This is a genomic window from Paenirhodobacter sp. CAU 1674 (assembly GCF_029222945.1).
Classification (GTDB): Bacteria; Pseudomonadota; Alphaproteobacteria; order Rhodobacterales; family Rhodobacteraceae; genus Rhodobacter.
Genome location: NZ_JARHUH010000002.1, coordinates 187,155 through 207,181, shown reverse-complemented (window position 1 = coordinate 207,181; position 20,027 = coordinate 187,155). Strand labels below are relative to the sequence as shown.

The 20,027-nt window shown below is 68.1% G+C and carries 20 protein-coding genes; 9 read left to right on the top strand and 11 right to left on the bottom strand.

Annotated elements, in window-relative coordinates; all coding sequences use genetic code 11:
- Positions 1 to 7: 7 nt before the first annotated feature.
- The gene (locus tag P2G62_RS03140; RefSeq protein ID WP_275733414.1) at positions 8 to 1,186 is read left to right on the top strand and encodes a GNAT family N-acetyltransferase; all 1,179 of its coding nucleotides are present in this window, start codon (positions 8 to 10) and stop codon (positions 1,184 to 1,186) included.
- Positions 1,187 to 1,263: 77 nt separating this feature from the next.
- On the top strand, positions 1,264 to 2,139 hold the full coding sequence (locus tag P2G62_RS03135; protein WP_275733413.1) for a mechanosensitive ion channel domain-containing protein: 876 nt from the start codon (positions 1,264 to 1,266) through the stop codon (positions 2,137 to 2,139).
- Positions 2,140 to 2,197: 58 nt separating this feature from the next.
- On the opposite strand, the gene P2G62_RS03130 is transcribed toward P2G62_RS03135, so the two are convergent.
- Positions 2,198 to 2,686, bottom strand: a complete 489-nt coding sequence (locus P2G62_RS03130) for a peroxiredoxin (protein WP_275733412.1) — start codon at positions 2,684 to 2,686, stop codon at positions 2,198 to 2,200.
- Between the two features lie 77 nt (positions 2,687 to 2,763).
- Between P2G62_RS03130 and P2G62_RS03125 the strand changes: the two genes are divergently transcribed.
- The 3 genes from P2G62_RS03125 to P2G62_RS03115 are packed head-to-tail and all read left to right on the top strand — an operon-like array spanning position 2,764 to position 5,179.
- Positions 2,764 to 3,975 (top strand): FAD/NAD(P)-binding oxidoreductase, encoded by a 1,212-nt coding sequence (locus tag P2G62_RS03125; protein ID WP_275733411.1) that lies wholly within the window; start codon positions 2,764 to 2,766, stop codon positions 3,973 to 3,975.
- Positions 3,972 to 4,535: a 16S rRNA (guanine(966)-N(2))-methyltransferase RsmD gene (gene rsmD, locus P2G62_RS03120; protein ID WP_275733410.1), complete on the top strand. Its 564-nt coding sequence runs from the start codon at positions 3,972 to 3,974 to the stop codon at positions 4,533 to 4,535. The genes P2G62_RS03125 and rsmD overlap by 4 nt, the downstream gene beginning before the upstream one ends.
- Positions 4,532 to 5,179, top strand: coding sequence for an HAD family phosphatase (locus P2G62_RS03115; RefSeq protein ID WP_275733409.1), 648 nt, complete (start codon positions 4,532 to 4,534; stop codon positions 5,177 to 5,179). The genes rsmD and P2G62_RS03115 overlap by 4 nt, the downstream gene beginning before the upstream one ends.
- Before the next feature lie 65 nt (positions 5,180 to 5,244).
- Here P2G62_RS03115 and map read toward each other — a convergent pair whose 3' ends face one another.
- Positions 5,245 to 6,054, bottom strand: coding sequence for a type I methionyl aminopeptidase (map, locus tag P2G62_RS03110; protein WP_275733408.1), 810 nt, complete (start codon positions 6,052 to 6,054; stop codon positions 5,245 to 5,247).
- A 116-nt stretch (positions 6,055 to 6,170) separates the two neighbouring features.
- Here map and P2G62_RS03105 point away from each other — a divergent pair, with 116 nt between their 5' ends.
- Genes P2G62_RS03105 through P2G62_RS03095 form a run of 3 tightly spaced genes read left to right on the top strand, consistent with a single transcriptional unit; the run spans position 6,171 to position 8,544 of the window.
- Positions 6,171 to 6,899, top strand: coding sequence for a competence/damage-inducible protein A (locus P2G62_RS03105; protein WP_275733407.1), 729 nt, complete (start codon positions 6,171 to 6,173; stop codon positions 6,897 to 6,899).
- Positions 6,896 to 7,609: a GNAT family N-acetyltransferase gene (locus P2G62_RS03100; RefSeq protein ID WP_275733406.1), complete on the top strand. Its 714-nt coding sequence runs from the start codon at positions 6,896 to 6,898 to the stop codon at positions 7,607 to 7,609. Before P2G62_RS03105 ends, P2G62_RS03100 begins: the two co-directional genes overlap by 4 nt.
- A complete protein-coding gene (locus P2G62_RS03095) occupies positions 7,606 to 8,544 on the top strand; it encodes an OmpA family protein (protein ID WP_275733405.1) in 939 nt (312 codons plus the stop codon). The genes P2G62_RS03100 and P2G62_RS03095 overlap by 4 nt, the downstream gene beginning before the upstream one ends.
- 34 nt (positions 8,545 to 8,578) lie before the next feature.
- On the opposite strand, the gene P2G62_RS03090 is transcribed toward P2G62_RS03095, so the two are convergent.
- Positions 8,579 to 9,484 carry a LysR family transcriptional regulator gene (locus P2G62_RS03090; RefSeq protein ID WP_275733404.1) on the bottom strand — a complete coding sequence of 302 codons (906 nt, stop codon included), beginning with the start codon at positions 9,482 to 9,484 and terminating at the stop codon, positions 8,579 to 8,581.
- A gap of 228 nt (positions 9,485 to 9,712) precedes the next feature.
- Here P2G62_RS03090 and P2G62_RS03085 point away from each other — a divergent pair, with 228 nt between their 5' ends.
- Positions 9,713 to 11,725: an NADPH-dependent 2,4-dienoyl-CoA reductase gene (locus P2G62_RS03085; protein WP_275733403.1), complete on the top strand. Its 2,013-nt coding sequence runs from the start codon at positions 9,713 to 9,715 to the stop codon at positions 11,723 to 11,725.
- 46 nt (positions 11,726 to 11,771) lie between these two features.
- Here the strand turns inward: P2G62_RS03085 and P2G62_RS03080 are convergent, their stop codons facing one another.
- The 8 genes from P2G62_RS03080 to P2G62_RS03045 form a co-directional block, all read right to left on the bottom strand.
- A complete protein-coding gene (locus P2G62_RS03080; RefSeq protein WP_275733402.1) occupies positions 11,772 to 12,140 on the bottom strand; it encodes a hypothetical protein in 369 nt (122 codons plus the stop codon).
- A 7-nt stretch (positions 12,141 to 12,147) separates the two neighbouring features.
- A complete protein-coding gene (locus P2G62_RS03075; protein ID WP_275733401.1) occupies positions 12,148 to 12,921 on the bottom strand; it encodes a DUF6478 family protein in 774 nt (257 codons plus the stop codon).
- A gap of 151 nt (positions 12,922 to 13,072) precedes the next feature.
- On the bottom strand, positions 13,073 to 13,696 hold the full coding sequence (locus P2G62_RS03070; RefSeq protein ID WP_275733400.1) for a hypothetical protein: 624 nt from the start codon (positions 13,694 to 13,696) through the stop codon (positions 13,073 to 13,075).
- A gap of 59 nt (positions 13,697 to 13,755) precedes the next feature.
- A complete protein-coding gene (locus P2G62_RS03065; RefSeq protein ID WP_275733399.1) occupies positions 13,756 to 14,406 on the bottom strand; it encodes an ATP-binding cassette domain-containing protein in 651 nt (216 codons plus the stop codon).
- Positions 14,396 to 16,057 carry an ABC transporter permease gene (locus P2G62_RS03060; RefSeq protein WP_275733398.1) on the bottom strand — a complete coding sequence of 554 codons (1,662 nt, stop codon included), beginning with the start codon at positions 16,055 to 16,057 and terminating at the stop codon, positions 14,396 to 14,398. The genes P2G62_RS03065 and P2G62_RS03060 overlap by 11 nt, the downstream gene beginning before the upstream one ends.
- The gene (locus tag P2G62_RS03055) at positions 16,033 to 17,211 is read right to left on the bottom strand and encodes an ABC transporter substrate-binding protein (RefSeq protein ID WP_275733397.1); all 1,179 of its coding nucleotides are present in this window, start codon (positions 17,209 to 17,211) and stop codon (positions 16,033 to 16,035) included. The genes P2G62_RS03060 and P2G62_RS03055 overlap by 25 nt, the downstream gene beginning before the upstream one ends.
- Positions 17,212 to 17,214: 3 nt before the next feature.
- Positions 17,215 to 17,826, bottom strand: coding sequence for a CDP-alcohol phosphatidyltransferase family protein (locus tag P2G62_RS03050; protein ID WP_275733396.1), 612 nt, complete (start codon positions 17,824 to 17,826; stop codon positions 17,215 to 17,217).
- Positions 17,823 to 19,928, bottom strand: a complete 2,106-nt coding sequence (locus P2G62_RS03045) for a bifunctional TVP38/TMEM64 family protein/FAD-dependent oxidoreductase (protein ID WP_275733395.1) — start codon at positions 19,926 to 19,928, stop codon at positions 17,823 to 17,825. The genes P2G62_RS03050 and P2G62_RS03045 overlap by 4 nt, the downstream gene beginning before the upstream one ends.
- Between the last annotated feature and the right edge of the window lie 99 nt (positions 19,929 to 20,027).

Sequence of the window (20,027 nt, the reverse complement as noted above, 5' to 3'; positions counted from 1 at the left end):
GGTGCGCATGACGGACACGATCGAAATCACCATGCTGTCATCGGTGGGGGATATTCCCGCCGCCCAATGGGATGCCTGCGCCTGCCCCGAAGCGGCGGAGGGCCGCGCGCTGGACCCGTTCACCACGCATCGTTTTTTGCACGCGCTGGAAACCTCGGGCTCGGTCGGGCCGGGCACCGGATGGGACCCGCGCCCGATCGTGGCGCGCAAGGCCGGCGAGGTGATCGCCGTCGCGCCGCTGTATCTGAAAACACACAGTCAGGGCGAATATGTGTTCGACCACGCCTGGGCCGACGCGTTCGAGCGCGCGGGCGGGCGTTACTACCCCAAGCTGCAATGTGCGGTGCCTTTCACCCCGGTCACCGGGCGCCGCCTGCTGACCCGCCCCGGATACGCGGCCGAGGGCCGCGCGGTGCTGCTGGCCGGGATGGCGCAGATTGCCGGGCAGGCCCGGGTGTCTTCGGCCCATGTCACCTTTTGCGCCGCAGACGAGGTTCCACTGGCCGAAGCTGCGGGTTTTCTGCACCGGACGGGCCAGCAATTCCACTGGCTCAATCGCGGCTATGACAGTTTCGAGGGCTTCCTGGCCGATCTGTCCTCGCGCAAGCGCAAGGCGCTGCGCAAGGAACGTGCCCGCGCGCAGGGCTTCGGCGGCACGATCCGCGCGCTGACGGGCGATGCGATCACCCCCGCGCATTGGCAGGCGATGTGGGCGTTTTATCAGGATACCGGCGCGCGCAAATGGGGGCGGCCCTATCTGACGCGGGCCTTCTTCGACGCGTTGCACGATATGCGCGACGATGTGCTGCTGATCGTCGCCGAACGCGACGGGCGCGCGGTGGCGGGCGCGCTGAACCTGATCGGGCGCGAGGCACTGTTCGGCCGTTACTGGGGCTGCGTCGAAGATCACGCCTTTTTGCATTTCGAACTGTGCTATCATCAGGCGGTCGACTGGGCGATCGCGCAGGGCCTGCGCCGGGTCGAGGCTGGCGCGCAGGGCGAGCACAAGCTCGCCCGCGGCTATCTGCCGGTGGCCACCCATTCGCTGCATTGGATCGGCCATTCGGGCCTGCGCAGGGCGGTCGCCGAGTATCTGGACGCCGAACGCGCCGCCGTGGCCGAGGATATCGCGATGCTGACCGAAGACGGGCCCTTTCGCGCACCGTCCCCCGGATCGGGGCGGTAATACCGGATATTCGGAAACCGAATGCCGGTTCGCGCGTTGACTTCAAAAATTTTCACTCACGGATGAAGGACAGACGGATGGATCTTGCGCAAATTGCGACGTTGAATGGCTGGCTGACGGAGGAACGGATCAACGCCGCCGTGCTGCTGGCCGCAAACGTGGTCTATGCGCTGGTGATCCTGCTGGTGACGCTGGCGGTGTCGGGATGGCTGCGGCGGCGCATTTCGGGGCTGACGCAACGCCATCCGCGGCTGGACCCCACATTGTTCGGGTTCCTTGGCAATCTGGCCAAATACCTTGTGCTGGCGATGGGCGTCATCTTCATTCTCAACCGCTTCGGCATCCAGACAACGTCGCTGGTGGCGCTGATCGGGGCGGCGGGTCTGGCGATTGGTCTGGCGCTGCAGGGCGCATTGTCGAGCCTGGCGGCGGGGGTGATGATCATCCTGTTCCGCCCGTTCCGGGTGGGCGACTACATCGAGGCCGGGAGCGAATCCGGCACGGTCAGGGAAATCTCGCTGTTCTATACCGAGTTGCGCACCTACGACGGGCTGCAGATCATCGTGCCGAACTCCGACATCTGGTCGTCCGCGATCAAGAATTACTCGGCCAATCCCACCCGCATGGTCGATCTGACCGTGGGCATTTCCTATGATAGCGATCTGAAACGCGCGGGCGAAATTCTGGAACGCATCGCCCACCAGGACCCCCGCGTCCTGGCCGAGCCCGCGCCCTTCGTGAAGGTCAAGGAACTGGGTGACAGCGCGGTCAATTTCGTGTTCCGCGTCTGGGCCGACAGCCCCGACTGGTGGGCGCTGAAATGCGATCTGAACGAGGCGATCAAGACCGCCTTCGACGCCGAGGGCATCGGCATCCCGTTCCCGACGCAAACCGTGATCTACGAACCCACGCGCGCGGCTGAAGGCACCAGCACGGCGCAGCGCCCGAACTGACACGAAAACGGGGCGCCCTGTGCAAGCGCCCCGTTTCCTTGCCGTCCGGCCAGTCGCCTCAGATCGCGGCCAGCAGGCTTTCGCCGCCCGACGCCTCGCAGGTGCCGGGGCTTTCCTCGCGGTGCAGCACCTTGACCACGCCATCCTCGACCAGCATCGCATAGCGTGCCGAGCGGTTGATCAACCCGGCGGGCGGCGCGCTGAAATCCATGCCAATCGCGGTGGTAAAGGCCGATTCCGCATCGGCCAGCATGGTGATGCCTGCCGCGGCGGCGCCGGTCGACTCGCCCCAGGCCTTCATCACGAAGGGATCGTTGACCGCCAGACAGATGATTTCGTCCACGCCCTTGGCATCGAATTTCGGCTTGGTGCGGATGAAGCTGGGCACATGGGCCGTGGTGCAAACCCCGGTATAGGCCCCCGGCACCGCAAAGATCACCACCTTGCGTCCTGCCAGTTTGTCGCCCAGGCTGACCGCCTCGGGGCCCTCGGCCCCCAAATGCAGCAGCGTGGCGCCGGGAAGTTTGTCTCCGACCGTAATACTCATGTTGCTCTCCCTGTCGCGTTGCACATCGTTCGCAGCACGATATAGGGTCGGGCGGAGTTTGGACCAGAGGGGATATGATGGCGGGCATCGTAATTGTGGGGGGCGGTCAGGCGGCGGCCTCGATGGCGGCAAAGCTGCGCAGTCTGGGCTATGTCGGCGCGGTGACGATTGTCGGCGAAGAACCCGTGCCCCCCTATCAGCGCCCGCCGCTGTCCAAGGCCTATCTGCTGGGCGATATGCCGCTGGACCGGCTGACACTGCGCGCCGATGACTGGTGGGCTGCGCAGGACATCACGCTGCGCACCGGCACCCGCGTCACCGCCATCGACCGTGCCGCGAAAACAGTGCGGATTGGCGACGAGGTGCTGGGCTATGACCAGCTTGCGCTGTGCACCGGGGCGACGCCGCGCTGGCTGCCCGAGGCTATCGGCGGGCACCTGCCGGGGGTGCATGTGGTGCGCACGCTGGCCGATGTCGATGCGATGGCGCCGCAATTCGTGGCCGGGCGACGGCTGGTCGTGATCGGCGGCGGCTATATCGGGCTGGAGGCCGCAGCCGTCGCGCGCAAACTGGGGCTGGAGGTCACCCTGATCGAGGCCGCCCCGCGCATCCTTGGCCGCGTCGCCTGCGCCGAAACCGCCGATGCGATCCGTGCCCTGCATACCACGCACGGGGTGGAGATCATCGAAGGCGTCGGGCTGGCACGCCTGCTGGGCGATACTGCCGTGACCGGCGCGGAACTGGCCGATGGCCGCATCATTCCCGCCGATTTCGCGATTGTCGGCATCGGTGTGACGCCGGAAGCCGGGCTGGCGCAGGCCGCCGGGCTGCGCGTTGAAAACGGCATCGCGGTGGATGCACAGGGCCGCACCAGTGACCCGGCGATCTGGGCTGCGGGCGATTGCGCGGCCTTCCCGCTGAACGGCCGCCCGGCCCGGATCGAATCGGTCGGCAATGCCATCGACATGGGCGAGCTGGTGGCCGCCAACATGCTCGGCGCCGGGCGCGATTATGCGCCGAAAGCCTGGTTCTGGTCGGATCAGTTCGACATGAAGCTGCAGATCGCCGGGCTGAACACCGGCTACGATCAGGTCGTCGCGCGGGCGGGCGAAGGCGGCGGTGCGGGGCAAAGCTTCTGGTATTTCCGCGCGGGCCAGCTGATCGCAGTCGATGCGCTGAACGATCCGCGCGCCTACATGATCGGCAAGCGGCTGATCGAGGCGGGCAAACCCGTGACCGCCGCGCAGATCGCCGATCCCGCAACCGAACTGAAGGCGCTGATGGCATGAGGATCATCGGCGGCGACAAGCGCGGGCTGAAACTGGCCGATGTGGGCGAAGGTGATGCGCAGGCGCATCTGCGCCCCACCACCGACCGGGTGCGCGAAAGCATCTTCAACCTGCTGATCAACGGCACGCATGGCAATCCTGTGCCCGGCGCGCGGGTGCTCGACCTGTTTGCGGGAACCGGCGCGCTCGGGCTCGAGGCGCTGTCGCGCGGCGCCGCCCGCGTGGCCTTTGTCGATGACGGCATGGCGGCCCGCGCGCTGTTGCGGCAGAATATCGAGAAGATGCGCGCGATGGGCGTGACCGATGTGTGGCGCCGCGATGCCACCAACATGGGGCCCTGCCGGGGCGCGGGCTACGACCTGATCTTCCTGGACCCGCCCTATGGTCTTGGCCTGGGCGAACGCGCGCTGGCATCGTGCCTGCAAAACGGCTGGGTCGCCCCCGGCGCCACAGTCGTGTGGGAGGAAAACACCGCCCCCACCGTGCCCGCGCCCCTGGAACAGATCGACCAGCGCAAATACGGCGACACGCTCGTCACCCTGGCACGGATGCCGGCATGAAACCCGCCGCCGTCCTGTTTGATTGCGACGGGGTGCTCGTCGACAGCGAACCCGCGACCTTCGCGCTGATCCAGTCCGATTTCGCGGCCCATGGCGTCACCCGCACGATTCCCGAGCTGGAGGCGCTGTTCATCGGCGGCACCATCGAGGGCGTGGCCCGCACCGGCCGCGAGCTTGGGGCCGACCTGCCCGACAATTGGGTCGAAACCTATTACACGCGGCTCTATGACCGGCTGCGGGCGGGCACGCCCCTGATGCCGGGCGTCCCTGAACTGCTGCAGCGGCTGGATGCGGCAGGCATTCCCTTCGCGGTCGGCTCCAACGGGCGCATGGCCAAGATGGAGGCGACCTTGGGCCAGCACCCGGCCATTCGCGCGCGGCTCGACGGGCTGATGTTCTCGGGGCAGGATCTGGGCTGCCCGAAGCCGCGCCCGGACCTTTACCTGCATTGCGCGCGGGTTCTGGGGGCCGATCCCGCCCGCTGCGTGGTGATCGAAGACAGCGCGACGGGCGCGCGGGCAGCCCGCGCCGCGGGCATGCGCTGTTTGGGCTATGCCCCGCACGGCCCCAACCCGCGCCTAGCCGCCGAAGGGGCCGAGCTGTTTGGCACGATGGATCAGGTCCCCGCCCTGCTGGGGCTCTGATCCCTTCATCTTGGCGCAAATATCCTCGGGGGTCCGGGGGCAGACAGCCCCCGGCGCGCCGGGCCTCAGCCCCAGGTCGGGTGGAAGCGATCGGCCGGGCTCAGCGTGAAGATCTCGCAGCCATCGGCGGTCACGCCCACCGAATGCTCGAACTGTGCGCTCAGCGACTTGTCGCGGGTGACCGCGGTCCAGTCGTCGGCCAGCACCTTGGTTTCGGGCCGCCCCAGGTTCACCATCGGTTCGATCGTGAAGAACATGCCTTCCTCCAGCACCGCGCCCGAGCCCTTGCGCCCATAGTGCAGCACATTCGGCGGCGCATGGAACACCCGGCCCAGACCGTGGCCGCAGAAATCGCGCACGACGCTCATCCGGTGGCCTTCGACGAATTGCTGGATCGCATGGCCGATGTCGCCGAAGGTATTGCCCGGGCGGACCTGCTCGATCCCGATCATCAGCGCGTCATGGGTGACCTGGATCAGCCGCTCGGCCTTGCGGCTCAGGTTGCCGGCCACATACATCCGCGAGGTATCGCCATACCAGCCGTCCAGAATGACCGTCACGTCGATGTTCAGGATGTCGCCATCCTTCAGCACCTTGCCGCCGGGGATGCCATGGCAGACCACATGGTTCACAGAGATGCACGAAGCATGCTTGTAGCCACGATAGCCGATAGTAGCCGATTTCGCCCCGAGTTCGGTCACCCGGTCGCGGATGAAATCGTCCAGCGTTTCGGTCGTCACACCCGGCGCGACCAGCGGCGCAACCTCGTCCAGAATGCGTGCGGCCACATGCCCGGCAGCCTGCATCCCTTCGAAATCGGCGGCCTCGTAAATGCGGATGCCATCCTTGGTCACACGGCCACGGTTCTCTTCCACGCGCTTTCTCCTGCTAACATGGGCCTCTAGATAGTCACAAAACTGCGGCTTGGCCAGAGCCGGGCTTCCCCGTGCCCGCAGCCCGGCTTATACCTTGGCGCAAAGGAGGCCCCCCGATGCCCAATCCGACCGCAGCAATCCTGATTATCGGCGATGAAATCCTGACCGGCCGCACCCGCGAGGGCAACGCCCATCATCTGGCTGGCGAACTGGTCAAGGTCGGCATCGACCTGCGCCAGATCCGGGTGATTTCGGACGATCACCAGACCATCGTCGCTGCGGTGCGCGAACTGGCTGGCAGTCACGATCATCTGTTCACCTCGGGCGGGATCGGACCGACGCATGACGACATCACCGCCGATGCCGTGGCCGAGGCCTTCGGACGCACGATCGACGTGCGCGAGGACGCCCGCGCGATCCTGGCAGCACATTACGCGGCGCGCGGGGTCGAGTTCACGGCCGCGCGGCTGCGCATGGCCCGCATCCCCGAAGGCGCGCGGCTGATCGACAACCCGGTGTCGGGCGCGCCGGGGTTCTCGGTCGGGAATTGCCATGTGATGGCGGGGGTGCCGAACATATTTCAGGCCATGGTCGCGGGGCTGTTGCCCGGGTTGACCGGCGGGGCGCCGCTGATCAGCCGCACCTGGCAGGTGATGGTTGCCGAGGCCTCGATCGCCGACGATCTGCGCGGGCTCGTCGGGCAGTTCCCGGACCTCAGCTTCGGGTCGTATCCTTTCGTGCAGGACGGGGTCTATGGCACCAACCTGGTGGTGCGCGGCACCGATCCCGCACAGGTCGCGGCCGGCCACGCCGCCCTGCAAGCCGCCTTCCCGGAGGGCAAATGACCGATCCGATCTTCGAGGTGATCGACGCCACCTGGCCCGCCGCCAGCACCCGTCAAGCGGGCGGCTTTCTTGTGCGCGAGGGCCGTGGCGGCGGATCGCGCGTCAGTTGCGCCAGCCTTGAGGTGCCGCTGGAACAAGCCGACCCCGACGCCGCCATCGCGGCCCAACGCATCCTGGGGCAACAGCCGAAATTCATGCTGCGCCCGGGGGAAGACGCGCTTGATGCAGACCTGGAGGCGCGCGGATTCGAACTGTTCGACCCGGTGGTGATCTATGCCGCGCCGGTCGCCGAACTGCTGGGCGAGGTGCCCCCGGTCACCGCTTTCGCACATTGGCCGCCGCTGCGCATCGCCCGCGATCTGTGGGCCGATTGCGGGGTCGGCCCCGCGCGACAGGCGGTGATGGACCGCGCGCCCGCACCGAAATGCTGCGTCCTTGGCCGCAAGGAAGACCGCGCCGCGGGTGCCGCCTTTGTCGGCATTCACAACGGCATCGCGATGCTGCACGCCCTGGCCGTGCTGCCCGAAATGCGCCGCAAGGGACTGGCCCGCGCCATGATGTTCGAGGCCGCCCGCTGGGCCCATGAAAACGGCGCCACGCAGATGACACTGGTCGTGACCCGCGCCAATGCCGGGGCCAATACGCTGTATCAGGGGCTGGGGATGCAACCGCTGTGTCACTATCACTACCGCCGCGAGCCGCAGGCATGAGGCGGCCCGCCGCAATCGCCGCCCTGATCTTTGCGCTGGCCACCCCCACGCTGGCCGCTCCGCCCGAACTGACCCTGCCGCAGGGCGCGGGGCTGAGCGCACATGCCACCAACCCCGCCACCAGCTATGACCTGCTGACCGGCCCCTGGCACGCGGGCGGTGGCGAACGGCGGCAGTTGGAAGGCGTGCGCGCCGACAGCGCGTGGCGGCTGCGCGCCAATCAGATGACGACGTTGCAGATCCTGGCGGATCTGCGCGAACAGATCGTCGCGGCGGGCTATCTGCCGCTTTATGAATGCGAAACCGACAGCTGTGGCGGGTTCGACTTCCGCTATGCGCTGGATCTGCTGCCCGAACCCGAGATGCATGTCGATCTGGGCGATTTCCGCTATCTCGCCGCCAGCCGCGGCGCCGAATTTCTGGCCCTGACGGTCAGCCGTTCATCGGAATCGGGGTTTGTGCATCTGACCACGCTGAGTGCGCAGGCCATTTCCACCGCGCAGCCCTCGAACCCGTTGCAGCCCGACAGCCCCTTGCCGGCGCCCGCCCCTGCCCCGGGGCTCGGCCCGACGCTGGAGGCCAATGGCGCGGCGGTGCTGGAAGATCTGATCTTCGAAAGCGGCAAGGTCGAGCTGGAACCGGCCGAGTTCGAATCGTTGCGCGCCCTGGCCGATTACCTGTCGACCCGCCCCGAGATGCGCATTGCCCTGGTGGGCCACACGGATACCGAGGGCAGTCTGGCGGGCAATATCGCGATTTCGCAGAAACGTGCCGCGGCGGTGCGCGCGCGGCTGATTGCCGATTACGGCGTGACGCCCGCGCAGATCAGCGCCGAAGGCGCCGGCTGGCTGGCGCCACGCGCCAGCAACCAGACGCCCGAAGGCCGCGCAAAAAACAGACGGGTCGAGGTGATTATCACCTCGACCCAGGACTGACGGGCCCGACGGAAAGGCCCACCAAGAGGGAAACTTACCAGTTGTCAGGGCCTTTGTCGGCGAAGGTCTGGGCCAGGAAGTCGATGAACGCGCGCACCTTGGGCTGGGTGAACCGCCCGGGCGGATAGACCGCGTAAATCCCCAGCGTCTCCATCGGCAGATCGGGGATTGCCTCTTCCACCAGCCCCTGCTTCATCGCGTCGGCATAAAGGAAGCTGGGCAGATAGGCGATGCCAAGCCCGGCGATCGCGGCATGCAGCAGCGACTGGCCGTCGTTGACCGTCAGCCACCCGGCAGACCGCACCTGCCGCCGTTCGCCGGACGGCGCGGTGATCTTCCACACATTGCCTGCCGACTGGTTCGAATAATGCAGCAGCTTGTGCTCGTTCAGATCGTCAATCTTCAGCGGGCGGCCGTATTTCTGGAAATAATGCGGCGAGGCGATCATCCGGCGCGACGTTTCGGTCAGCTTGCGCGCCCGCAGCGTGCTGTCTTCCAGATCGCCTACGCGGATCGCCATGTCGAAGCCTTCGGAAATCAATTCGACATAGCGGTTGTTCAGTACCATGTTGACATTGATTTCAGGAAACTCCTGCAGGAAATCCCCCAGCACGGGCGACAACAGGTTGACGCCGAAATCAGTGGCCACGGAAATCCGCAGCAGGCCCGAAGGCGCCACCTGCATTGATGTCACCAGCGCGTCGGCCTCGCCCGCATCGTTCAGAACGCGGCGCGCGCGGTCGTAATAGGCCAGCCCGATCTCGGTCGGGGACACCCGGCGCGTGGTGCGGTTCAAAAGACGCGCGCCAAGACGGGCCTCCAGCGCCGATACATGTTTGGAAACGGCGGATTTCGAGATCCCCATCTTCTTTGCAGCATCGGTGAAGCCGCCCTGATCCACAACGGTGGCGAAGGCTTCCATTTCGGTAAGGCGGTCCATTGTACACCCTTCGGGAACATAACAGTCTTTCTGTCTCCAAGCTTTCGGGGCCAAATCGGGCGCAAATGGGGCCACGGGGGGACAATACCGGGGAATTGCGACGGTTGGCCTGCGTCGGGAAACGATTGTTGCGTGAATGGCTGCCTGCCGGTTTCCCCCATGACGCCGCGTTTGACGTGACATGCGCTGCCGCGCGCGTCACCTTGACGCCAGCCAAGGGAGGAAACCATGAGCTATTATCCGCATATGCTCGCCCCGCTCGATCTGGGGCATGTCGTGTTGAAAAACCGCGTGCTCATGGGCTCGATGCATACCAATCTCGAAGAGACCGGCGACTGGAACCGTGTCGCCGAATTCTATGCCACCCGCGCGCGCGGCGGCGTCGGCCTAATGGTCACCGGCGGCATGGCGCCGAGCCGCGAAGGCGGCGTGTTTCCGGGGGCTGCGGGCCTGTTCACCGCGCAGGACATCGCCAATCACCGGATGATTACCGACCGCGTGCATGATGCGGGCGGGCGCATCGCGATGCAGATCCTGCATGCCGGGCGCTATGCCTACGGCCCCGACTGCGTGTCGGCCAGTGCCGTCAAATCGCCGATATCGCCCTTCGCCCCGCGCGCGCTGGACGAAGAGGGCATCGAAAAGCAGATCGCCGATATCGTCACCGCCGCCGTGCGTGCCCGCGAAGCGGGCTATGACGGGGTCGAGGTGATGGGGTCCGAGGGATATTTCCTGAACCAGTTCCTGGTGCGCCACACCAACAAGCGCGAGGATCGCTGGGGCGGCGCTTATGAAAACCGCATGCGTCTGCCGGTCGAGGTGGTGCGGCGCGTGCGCGAGGCCGTCGGCCCCGATTTCATCGTGATCTATCGCATTTCGCTGATCGACCTGGTGCCGGATGGCTCGACCTGGGACGAGGTGGTGACCCTGGCCCGCGCGATCGAGGCGGCGGGCGCCTCGATCCTGAACACCGGCATCGGCTGGCACGAGGCGCGGGTGCCGACCATCGCCACATCGGTGCCGCGCGCGGCCTTCACCTGGCTGACCGCCCGGCTGCGTCCCGAGGTCGGCATTCCGGTCATCACCTCGAACCGGATCAACACGCCTGCGGTGGCCGAGGATATTCTGGCCAGCGGTCAGGCCGATATGGTCAGCCTGGCGCGCCCCTTCCTGGCCGATCCCGACTTCGTGGCCAAGGCCGCCGAGGGCCGCGCCGACGAAATCGCGCCCTGCATCGCGTGCAACCAGGCCTGTCTGGATCACACCTTTTCGGGCAAGATCTCGACCTGTCTGGTCAACCCGCGCGCCGCGTTTGAAACCGAACTTGTGCTGCGCCCCACGACGACGCCGAAAACCATTGCCGTGGTCGGTGCCGGCCCCGCGGGGATGAGCGCCGCGATCACCGCCGCCGGGCGCGGCCATGCGGTGACCCTTTTCGACCGCGCGCCCGAGGTGGGCGGCCAGTTGCGGCTGGCCAGGCAGGTGCCCGGGAAAGAGGAATTCCACGGCCTCACCACCTGGTTCGCCACGATGCTGGAGCGCGCGGGCGTCACCCTGCGGCTGAACACCGACGCCACGCCCGAGGCGCTGGCCGGGTTCGACGAGGTGGTGATCGCGACCGGCGTCACCCCCCGCGATCCGGGCATCCCCGGGCAGGAACGCGCGGTCAGCTATATCGACATCCTGAACGGCACCGTCACGGCGGGGCCGCGCGTGGCCGTGGTCGGCGCAGGGGGCATCGGCTTTGACGTGTCGGAATTCCTGACCGTCAGCGACAGTCCGACCCTGCACCCGGCAGAATGGATGCGCGAATGGGGCGTGGGCGATCCGGCGCAGACGGCGGGCGGTCTGGCCGCGCCGCAGCCCGAACCGCCCGCGCGCCAGGTCACGCTGCTGCAACGCAAGCCCGAAAAACCGGGGCGTCGGCTGGGCAAGACCACCGGCTGGATTCACCGCGCCGCGCTGCAGGCGAAGGGCGTCAAGATGATCGGCGGGGTGAATTACGAACGCATCGACGCGGACGGCCTGCATGTCAGCTTCGGGGCCGCGCGGGAAAACCCGACGCTGATTGCCGCCGATACCGTGGTGCTATGTGCGGGTCAGCTGTCCGACCGCGGGCTGGCCGATCAGCTGATCGCCGCGGGCCGCACGCCGCATGTGATCGGCGGCGCCGATGTTGCGGGCGAGTTGGACGCGAAACGCGCGATTGATCAGGGCACCCGGCTGGGCGCGGTGCTCTGACCCCACCCCCGGCAAAACCGGCGGGGCAATGCCCCGTCGGTGCGGCTCAGGCCTCGCCCTTGGCCTCGGTTTCGACGCAATGGCGCCGGAACGCCTTTTTCAGAAGGTCCAGTTCGGCGCGCAGCAGGTCGACCTCGGCGCGGATGTCATCTTCCAGCGGCACCCCGGTAACGATGGTGAACCGGCCCAGAACCTCGCCCGTGCCAGTGTCACGCAACAGGAAGGTCTGCACCCCGTCGGACAGGATTTCCGCCGGGATCGGCAAGCTCAGCCGCCACTTCCCCTGATGTTGCGCCGCAACCTCCAGCCCGGCCAGGGGCTGTTCCAGATGCACCACTTCCAGCGTCGGCTCCTCGGGGGAAACCACGATCCCTTCCCAGCGCCCGGCCCGGATTCGCGACGTTTCCAGCATCATCTTCCTCTCAGATCTCGGCGCGCGGATGCCGCGCAAAGGTCAGATCGCGCAGCACGATCTGGTTCATCTGCGGCCCTTCGAAGATCAGATCGACCCAGACCTTCTCGATCCGCTTTTCGTTCATCTTGCTATAGGCCAGATCGAATTCCACGAATGTCTCGCCCTTATAAAGCGGCAATTCGCGGACCAGTTGTTCGGTGTTGGGGCCGTGCTTCACGTTCAGCCGGCAAAAGATTTCCAGCGGCTTTTCCAGTTCGACCTGCAGATCGAGCCGAATCAGATGGGTCAGCCGCAGCCCCCGCACCGCCGCCTCGGGCAGGTCCAGAACCAGCGACAGGAACGAACCGTCGAAGCGGAACACATCCATCCGCAACCCGAAGGGCGCGCCATCCTCGGCCCGGGTGTTGCGGATCTGGCGCAGCGTCAGTTCCGAGGTCTGGCAGTCGTGAAACAGCGTGACCTCGCCGCCCATCTTCGCCTGGCTCTGCGCCGCCGCCATGCCCTGCGGCACAACCGGGCCACGCCACAATTCCGGGCGCCAGGCCCAGTCACAGCCCAGCGGGCGCACCACGGTATCGGCCCCGATCACCGGCACTGCCAGACGGCTTTCGGCCACGAACAGCACGCGGTCTACCTCGCGCCGGATCTCTCGGGCGTCCAGACGCAACTGATCCAGATCCCCCAGCTCCAGCTTCTCGGCCAGCCGTGCCGCGCGCGACCAACGCGACAACGCGCGCCGCTGCACCAGCCGGTCCAGAAAGGAATTCTGCATTTTCGTCATCGGACCCCGGGCACCCCAGCAATCGTCACCATTCCAGAAACAGTATCCCGTTATCGTTTCGTTTCCACTAAAGCGAAAGGGCCTGGAAGCGATTTCTTTTCAGAGTCTTGCCCCACGCCCGGATTTTTTGCACCGGGCGCGGCCGGTTGGGTCAATTGGCCGCGCGCGTCGCGCTGGCAAAACTTTGCAACAGATCGATCTGCGCGGAATCGTCCAGCGGCACGGCCTGCAGCGGCATCACGGACAGCGCCGTGACATGCCCGCCGAATTGCCCGATCGCCCGCCAGTAGCGCGCCGCGACCGGCACCGATTGCGGCGCCGAACGGTCATTGATCTTCAGCAGCAGCAGATCACCCTTGCGCGTGACCTTCTCGATCGTCACATCCTTGGCCTGCCCGGATCGGGCCAGCGCGGCGCGCCCCGGTTCCGAACGGAAGAATCCCTCCATTCCCGCGAATCGTGCGGCCATCGGTTCCGTGGTCCGCGGGCCGAGCGTCGCACTGAGCAGCGCACGATAGGCCGGGCGCGGTGCGTTCGGATCGCGCGAGATCGCCGCGCAAGTGCCAAACAGCACGAAGGCACCCTCGGCGGTGTCGCGCGTCGAGGCCGGGTCCACGCAATAGCCGCGCGGCGCGACAAGCGTCAGCGTCCCGTCCGCCACGGTGATACGGTTCGACGCGGGCACACGGCCCAATTCGGATGGCACGCAGGCCCCCACCACGGCCAGAAGGCTCAGCCCGGCAAGCGTGCGACGAAGATAAGAAGCAACAGGCATGTGATCGTCCCAGACAGCGTGCTGCAGACCTATCGTCCCCGCGCCCGTGCGACAACCCTTCAGACTGTGTCAAACGGGCGCAAGGCAAGGGTCCGCGCACAGGCGGCCAGATCTGACGCATCGTGGCTGACTAGCAGCGCGGGGATCTGCGCGGCCAGCAGGTGGCCCATCACGAAACCCCGCATCTCGGCCCGCAAGCCCGGGTCGAGCGCGGCGAAAGGCTCGTCCAGCAGCAAGGCCCGTGGCGCGGCCAGCAGCGCCCGCATCAGCGCCACCCGGGCCCGTTGCCCGCCCGACAGGCGGGCCGGCGCGCGCGCCGCCATCCCGGCCAGCCCGGCGCGCTCCAGCGCCTGCGCCACCGCCGCCTGCCGCGCCGCGGGCCCGCGCACACCGGGCGGCAGGGCCAGCGCCAGATTGTCGCCAATGGACAGATGCGCGAACAGATGCGCCTGCTGGAACATCACGCCGACGCCGCGCCGCTCGGCCGGCAGGGCACGCAGGTCACGGCCCTCCAGCGCGATCTGGCCGTGCAGCGTGAACCCGGGCGGCAGATGCCCGGCGATAGCCGCGATCAGGCTTGATTTCCCCATACCCGATGGGGCGCCCACCCCCAGCACCTCCCCCGCCGCGATCCGCAGACCAATCGGCGCGAACAGCGGCTGCGCTGCCCCCGGGGCGGCGATCGTCACATCGCGAAGTTCAAGAGCCATCGCCCGCCCCCCGCCGATCACGCGCCTGCCAGTCCGGCACGACCAACGCCGCGGCAAATCCCAGCAGCGGCAGCAGCGCCAGCAGCAGGCCATAGACCGCCGCCAGCCGCCGGTCGGCACCGGAACTGAGCGTCACCGCCTCGGTCGCCAGCACCGCGACACGCCCCGCGCCGGGCAGCAGCACCGCCAGATATTGCGCCGCCGACACGGCAAAACCGATCGCCGCCGCCACCATCAGCGGGCGCTGCAAAAGCGGCAGTTTGATGCGTCCCAAGACACGCCAGGGCCCCGCGCCAAGGCCAGCCGCCGCGCGCAGATGCGCAGGGTCGAGCGCGCGCCACGGCCCGGCCAGCGCCAGCAGCACATAGGGAAAGACGAACAACAGCTCGGCCCAGATCACCGCCCAAGGCCCCGGCGGAAGGCCCAGAACCAGAAAGCCGCTGGTCAGCCCCTGCAGGAACCCGATCTGCGGCAGCAGCAGCGGCAGCACGATCAGCGCCCCAAGCCGCAGAGGGCGGCGGGCGCGGTCTTCGGCCTCCAGCACGGCCACTGCCAGGGCCAGCGCCAGCGCGGTGACCGTCACGCCAAGGCCCAGTGTCGTGCCCAGCACGGACCAATCGACCCGACCCCAGCGTGCAAGGCTCGGGCCTTCCGGCCAAAGCTGCGGGAAGGTCCAGCGCCCGGCAACGGACCACAGCGCCAGCCCCGCCAGCGCCAGCAGCGGCAGCCCGGCCCCCAAAGCCGCGCCTGCGGCGGCGCATCCGGGCCACGCCCGCCCCCGCCGCCCGGCGCGCACCATGTGCCGCCCCAGCGACGCCACGCCCCGTTCAGCTCCGATCCACAGTGCGACCACCCCAGCGATCAGCCCCAGCAAGACCAGCGCCAGTGCCGAGGCGGGCACCCGCAGCGCCAGATCGGGCGCCATCAGCAGCCGCAGGATCTGCACTGCCAGCGTGGGGGGATGCGACGGACCAAGGATCAGCGCCATATCCACGACCGACAGCGAAAACGACAGGGTAATGAACAGCGGCAGACGCAGCGCGGGGTAAAGCTGCGGCCAGATCAGCCGCGCCCAGACCCGCCCCGGGGCATAGCCCAGACTGCGCCCGACGGCCATTTCGGCGGCGACATCGCGCGACGCCGCCGCGGCCAGCGTGACCAGCAGCAGAAACGGCACCTCCTTCAACACCAGTCCGACGATCAGCGCCCCTCCCCAGGGATCGCCCGGCAAGGGCCAGGCGGGCGGCACACCCCAACCCAGCGGCACCGCCAGCAGACGCGCGATCCAGCCCGAGGGGGCCAGCAGGAACGCCAGCCCCAGCGCCAGCGCCGCATGCGGCACCGCCAACAGCGGCGCCAGCACCCGCGCCGCCCCCGCCCGCCCGATCAGCCAGCCCGACAGCGGCACCGACAGCGCCAGCGCGATCAGCGTCGCCCCCAACCCGGTGACCAGCGTCAGCCAGACACTGCGCCCGATCCCGGGCAGGGCCAGCGCCTGCGCAAACCCGGCCAGCGACAGATCCCCGCCCAACCCGGGCTGCCAGCCCAAGGCGGCCAGCGCTGTCAGCCCGGCGCCCAGCCCCACCGGCGCGCCGATCAGCAGCAGAAGGGCCACCCGCAGCCCGGTCACGGCGCGGTGCGCGCCGCCCATTCCGCCGTCAGGCGGGTCATCCAGCTGGCGTGCGGCTCGGGCAGGGTCGGGCCCAGATCGGCCAGCGCGGGCAAGGCGGGCGCGGTGGGCAGCGCGTCAAACAGGGCCTGCGCATCGGCATCCAGCCGCGCCGGGTCCAGCACCGCATAGCTGCCCAGGACGGTGACATCCTGCATATGCGCCTGCGTCGCCGGTTCGAGCAGGAAATCGGCCACCACCTCGGCCCCTGCGCGGTGGGCCGCGTTGAACGGGATCGCCACGAAGGAAATGTTGCCGATGCTGCCCGCCTCGGGGGTGAAAACACGCACCGTGTCAGGCAGGATGCCCTGCTCGATCAGCGCGGCAGGCGCGGCGGGATCGAAGAACATCGCCACGTCGACCTCGCCATCGGCCAGCAGCTGCGCCTGCACGCTCTCATTCTCGGGGAAGGCCGTGCCCTGGCGCCACAGATTCGGGCGCAGCGCGTCATACCAGGCCCAAAGCGGCGCGGTCTGCGCGGCAAAGGCGGCATCGGTCACCGGCTGCGCCAACACAGCCGGATCGGGCGCCAGTTCGACCAGCGCCTGTTTCAGAAAGCTCGCGCCCATGAAATTGGCCGGGTTCGGGTGGGTCATCCGCCCCGGATGCGCCGCCGCCCAGTCCACAAACCCCGCCATCGTCGCGGGCACCTCTGGCACGCGCGCGGCGTCATGGGCAAAGACGAATTTCGCCAGCCGCCACGGGCTTTCATACCCCTCGACCGGCACGGTGAAATCGACCGAGGCCGGGGCATCCGGGCCAAGATCGACGAAGCGCGCATTGGGCAGATCGGCCACGAAGGGCCCGTGCAGCAGCCCGGCCTCTTTCATCGCCAGAAAATTCGGCCCGTTGATCCAGATCAGGTCGACCGCGCCGCCCGTCGTCTGCCCCGCCGCCTGTTCGGCCAGCACACGGGCGACCGCCTCGGCGGTGTCGGTCAGCTTTACCTGTTCGATCGTCACGCCATAGCGCGCCTCGGTCTGGGTGCTGGCCCAGGCGATGAAATCATTGGTGCGCGGATCGCCGCCCCAGGCGTGCCAATAGACGGTCTGGCCACGCGCCTCGGCCAGGGTGTCGGACCAGTCGGCCAGCGCGGGACTGGCGCCCAGCAAAAGCGCGGCAAGCAAAAGTCGCATCGGTTACCTTTCAGAAAATGCCCGCCAGCCGATCAGCCAGCGGCTCAGGGTGGTCAGCAGGCAGGCGGCAGCGAACAGCAACGCCAGCGCCGGGAAGGCGGCGGGCCACAGGCACATGGCGACGAAAACCGCGATCGTCTCGGCCCCCTCGGTCAGCCCGCCCAGATAATAGATCCCCTTGGCGGGATAGGCCCCCGCCTGCAAGCCGCGTTTGGCCGCGATGCTGGCAAAGGCCAGAAAGCTGGACCCGGTGCCCACGAAGGCCGCGATCAGCACCGCAGCTGGCAGCGCATTGCGCGCCGGATCGGCCAGCGCAAATCCCAGCGGCACCAGCGCGTAGAACAGGAAATCAAGCGCGATATCCAGAAAGGCGCCCCGGTCGGTGGGCCCAACGATGCGCGCGATGGCGCCGTCCAGACCATCGGCCAGACGGTTCAGCAAGATCAGCACCAACGCCAGCGGCCACAGCCCCGCCCAAAGCGCAGGCAGCGCCAGCAGCCCCAGTGCAAACCCAACAAGCGTGACCTGATCGGCGCCCACGCCCCGCGCGGCCAGCCCCTGCGCCGGACCGGCCAGCACGGCGCGCTGCATCGGCAGGAGGGCCGCGTCGATCATCCGCGCCTCCAGCCATGAAACCGTTCGGCCCAGGCCAGCAGGCGCGGGTTGACGCGCGCCTGTTTCCAGCGCCCGGAGGCGTTCTTTGCGGCCTCGGACCAGCTGGGGTAGATATGCGGCGTGGACAGGATCTTGCCCAGACCCAGACCATGCCGCATCGCCAGTGCAAATTCCGCCACGATCTCCCCCGCCTGTGCGCCCACCACCGTTGCGCCCACAATCCGGTCGCGGCCCTGTGCGGTCAAGATCTGCACGAACCCGGTGGTCGCGCCCTCGGTGATCGCGCGGTCCAGATCGGCCAGCGGATAGCGGGTGATTTCCACCGCCAGTCCCCGCGCTGCCGCTTCGGCGACGGTCAGGCCGACCCGCGCCACCTCGGGGCTGGTGAAGACGGCTGCCGGAATCGCTGCGGCGGCGGCGCGGAACCGCCAGAACGGCGCGGCCAGCGCATTGGCCGCCGCGATCCAGCCCTGATGACCCGCGGCATTGGTCAGCTGCGCAGGCCCCGCCAGATCGCCCGCAGCAAAGATATTCGGGTGCAGCGTTTCCAGATAGGCGCCGGTTTCGATCACCCGGTCGGCCGGAATCCCCAACTCCTCCAACCCCAGACCTTGCAAGCGCGCCCGCCGCCCCACGGCGACCAGAAGCGTGCCGAACCCCAGCCGCGTGCCATCCTCCAGCACCGCCTGCACGCCCTCGAACCTGTCAACGCGGCTGTCCAGCAGCAGGCGCACGCCATCGGCCCGCAGGCTGGCGGCCACCAGATCGCTGGCCTCGGGTTCCTCGCGCGGCAAGAGCCGCGGCCCGGATTCGAGCAACGTGACCCCGGCACCCAACCGCGCCAGCGCCTGCGCCAGTTCGCAGCCGATCGGCCCGCCGCCCAGCACCAGCAGGTTTTCAGGCGGCGTATCGAGCCCGGCCAGATGATCCCACAGCGTTTCCGAGGTCAGCGGATGTGCCGCCTCGATCCCCGGGATCGGCGGGATCACCGGCGCGGCGCCCGTGGCCAGAACCACCGCCCGCGTGGTCAGCCGGGTGCCGTTGACCTCGACCGTCCAGGGATCAACCAGCCGGGCATGGCCCCGGATCACCTCGACCCCCAGACTGCAATAACGCGCTTCGGAATCATTGGGGGCGATCGCCTCGATCACCCCGCGCAGCCGTGCCATTACGGCCGGAAAATCGACCTGCGGCGCGGCACAAACGCCCAGCCGATGCGCCCCCCGCGCAGCCGCCGCCGCCTTGCCGCTGGCGATCAGCGCCTTCGAGGGCACGCAGCCGGTATTCAGGCAGTCTCCGCCCATCGGCCCCTCGGCAATCAGCGTCACCCGCGCGCGGGCCGCCGCCGCGACATAGGCCGCCACCAGCCCCGCAGCCCCCGCCCCGATCACCACCAGATTGCGATCAAACCGCGCAGGTCGCGGCCAGCGTGCCCGCCGCCGCGCGCCCGCGATCAGCCGCAGCACCCCGCGCGCGATCCACGGCAACAGCCCAAGCGTGACCAGCGCCGCCACAACTCCGGGCGACAGGATGCCCGACAGGCTGTCGATCTGTGCCAGTTGCGTGCCCGCAAACACATAGGCGGCAGTGCCCGGCACCATACCCAGCTGGCTGACCGCGTAGAACGTGGCCACCCGCATCGGCGTCAGCCCAAAGGCCAGATTGACCGCAAAGAACGGCACGACCGGAATCAACCGCAGCGAAAACAGATAGAAGGCCCCGTCGCGCGCCAGCCCCGCCTCGATCCGCGCCGCGCGCGGCCCCAGGCGCCCATGCACCCAGTCCCGTGCCAGATACCGCGCCGCCAGAAACGCCAGCGTCGCCCCCACCGAGGCGGCAAACGACACCAACAACAGCGCCGCCCAGAACCCGAACAGCGCGCCCCCCAGCAAGGTCAGCCACACCGCAAAGGGCAGCGAAACCGCCGTGACGGCGACATAAAGCGCGAAAAACCCCGCCGCCAGCGCCAGCGGATGCGCCGCCCGCAACGACTCGGCCTGCACAAGCCAACCGCGCAAGGCCGCCAGATCGGGCTCGGCCACCAGAACGGCGGCCAGCACCGCCAGCCCCAGCACCACCAGAAAAAGGATTGGTTTGCGCACGCTTTGTCCTTCGGTCGGCCCCTGCCTCTCGTCATAGCGGCAGCGGGGGGATAAAGTCCATTTCGCAGCCGCACGGCATTTGTTACATGCCGCCGGGAG

Excerpts from the sequence above, each read along its gene's own strand:
- rsmD (WP_275733410.1), top strand. The coding sequence starts at position 3,972 with ATGAGGATCATCGGCGGCGACAAGCGCGGGCTGAAACTGGCCGATGTG.
- P2G62_RS03105 (WP_275733407.1), top strand. The coding sequence starts at position 6,171 with ATGCCCAATCCGACCGCAGCAATCCTGATTATCGGCGATGAAATCCTG.
- P2G62_RS03065 (WP_275733399.1), bottom strand. The coding sequence starts at position 14,406 with ATGGCTCTTGAACTTCGCGATGTGACGATCGCCGCCCCGGGGGCAGCG.
- P2G62_RS03135 (WP_275733413.1), top strand. The coding sequence starts at position 1,264 with ATGGATCTTGCGCAAATTGCGACGTTGAATGGCTGGCTGACGGAGGAA.
- P2G62_RS03095 (WP_275733405.1), top strand. The coding sequence starts at position 7,606 with ATGAGGCGGCCCGCCGCAATCGCCGCCCTGATCTTTGCGCTGGCCACC.
- P2G62_RS03050 (WP_275733396.1), bottom strand. The coding sequence starts at position 17,826 with ATGATCGACGCGGCCCTCCTGCCGATGCAGCGCGCCGTGCTGGCCGGT.
- P2G62_RS03060 (WP_275733398.1), bottom strand. The coding sequence starts at position 16,057 with ATGGGCGGCGCGCACCGCGCCGTGACCGGGCTGCGGGTGGCCCTTCTG.
- P2G62_RS03115 (WP_275733409.1), top strand. The coding sequence starts at position 4,532 with ATGAAACCCGCCGCCGTCCTGTTTGATTGCGACGGGGTGCTCGTCGAC.
- P2G62_RS03055 (WP_275733397.1), bottom strand. The coding sequence starts at position 17,211 with ATGCGACTTTTGCTTGCCGCGCTTTTGCTGGGCGCCAGTCCCGCGCTG.
- P2G62_RS03140 (WP_275733414.1), top strand. The coding sequence starts at position 8 with ATGACGGACACGATCGAAATCACCATGCTGTCATCGGTGGGGGATATT.
- P2G62_RS03070 (WP_275733400.1), bottom strand. The coding sequence starts at position 13,696 with ATGCCTGTTGCTTCTTATCTTCGTCGCACGCTTGCCGGGCTGAGCCTT.
- P2G62_RS03085 (WP_275733403.1), top strand. The coding sequence starts at position 9,713 with ATGAGCTATTATCCGCATATGCTCGCCCCGCTCGATCTGGGGCATGTC.
- P2G62_RS03080 (WP_275733402.1), bottom strand. The coding sequence starts at position 12,140 with ATGATGCTGGAAACGTCGCGAATCCGGGCCGGGCGCTGGGAAGGGATC.
- P2G62_RS03125 (WP_275733411.1), top strand. The coding sequence starts at position 2,764 with ATGGCGGGCATCGTAATTGTGGGGGGCGGTCAGGCGGCGGCCTCGATG.
- P2G62_RS03075 (WP_275733401.1), bottom strand. The coding sequence starts at position 12,921 with ATGACGAAAATGCAGAATTCCTTTCTGGACCGGCTGGTGCAGCGGCGC.
- P2G62_RS03130 (WP_275733412.1), bottom strand. The coding sequence starts at position 2,686 with ATGAGTATTACGGTCGGAGACAAACTTCCCGGCGCCACGCTGCTGCAT.
- P2G62_RS03090 (WP_275733404.1), bottom strand. The coding sequence starts at position 9,484 with ATGGACCGCCTTACCGAAATGGAAGCCTTCGCCACCGTTGTGGATCAG.
- P2G62_RS03100 (WP_275733406.1), top strand. The coding sequence starts at position 6,896 with ATGACCGATCCGATCTTCGAGGTGATCGACGCCACCTGGCCCGCCGCC.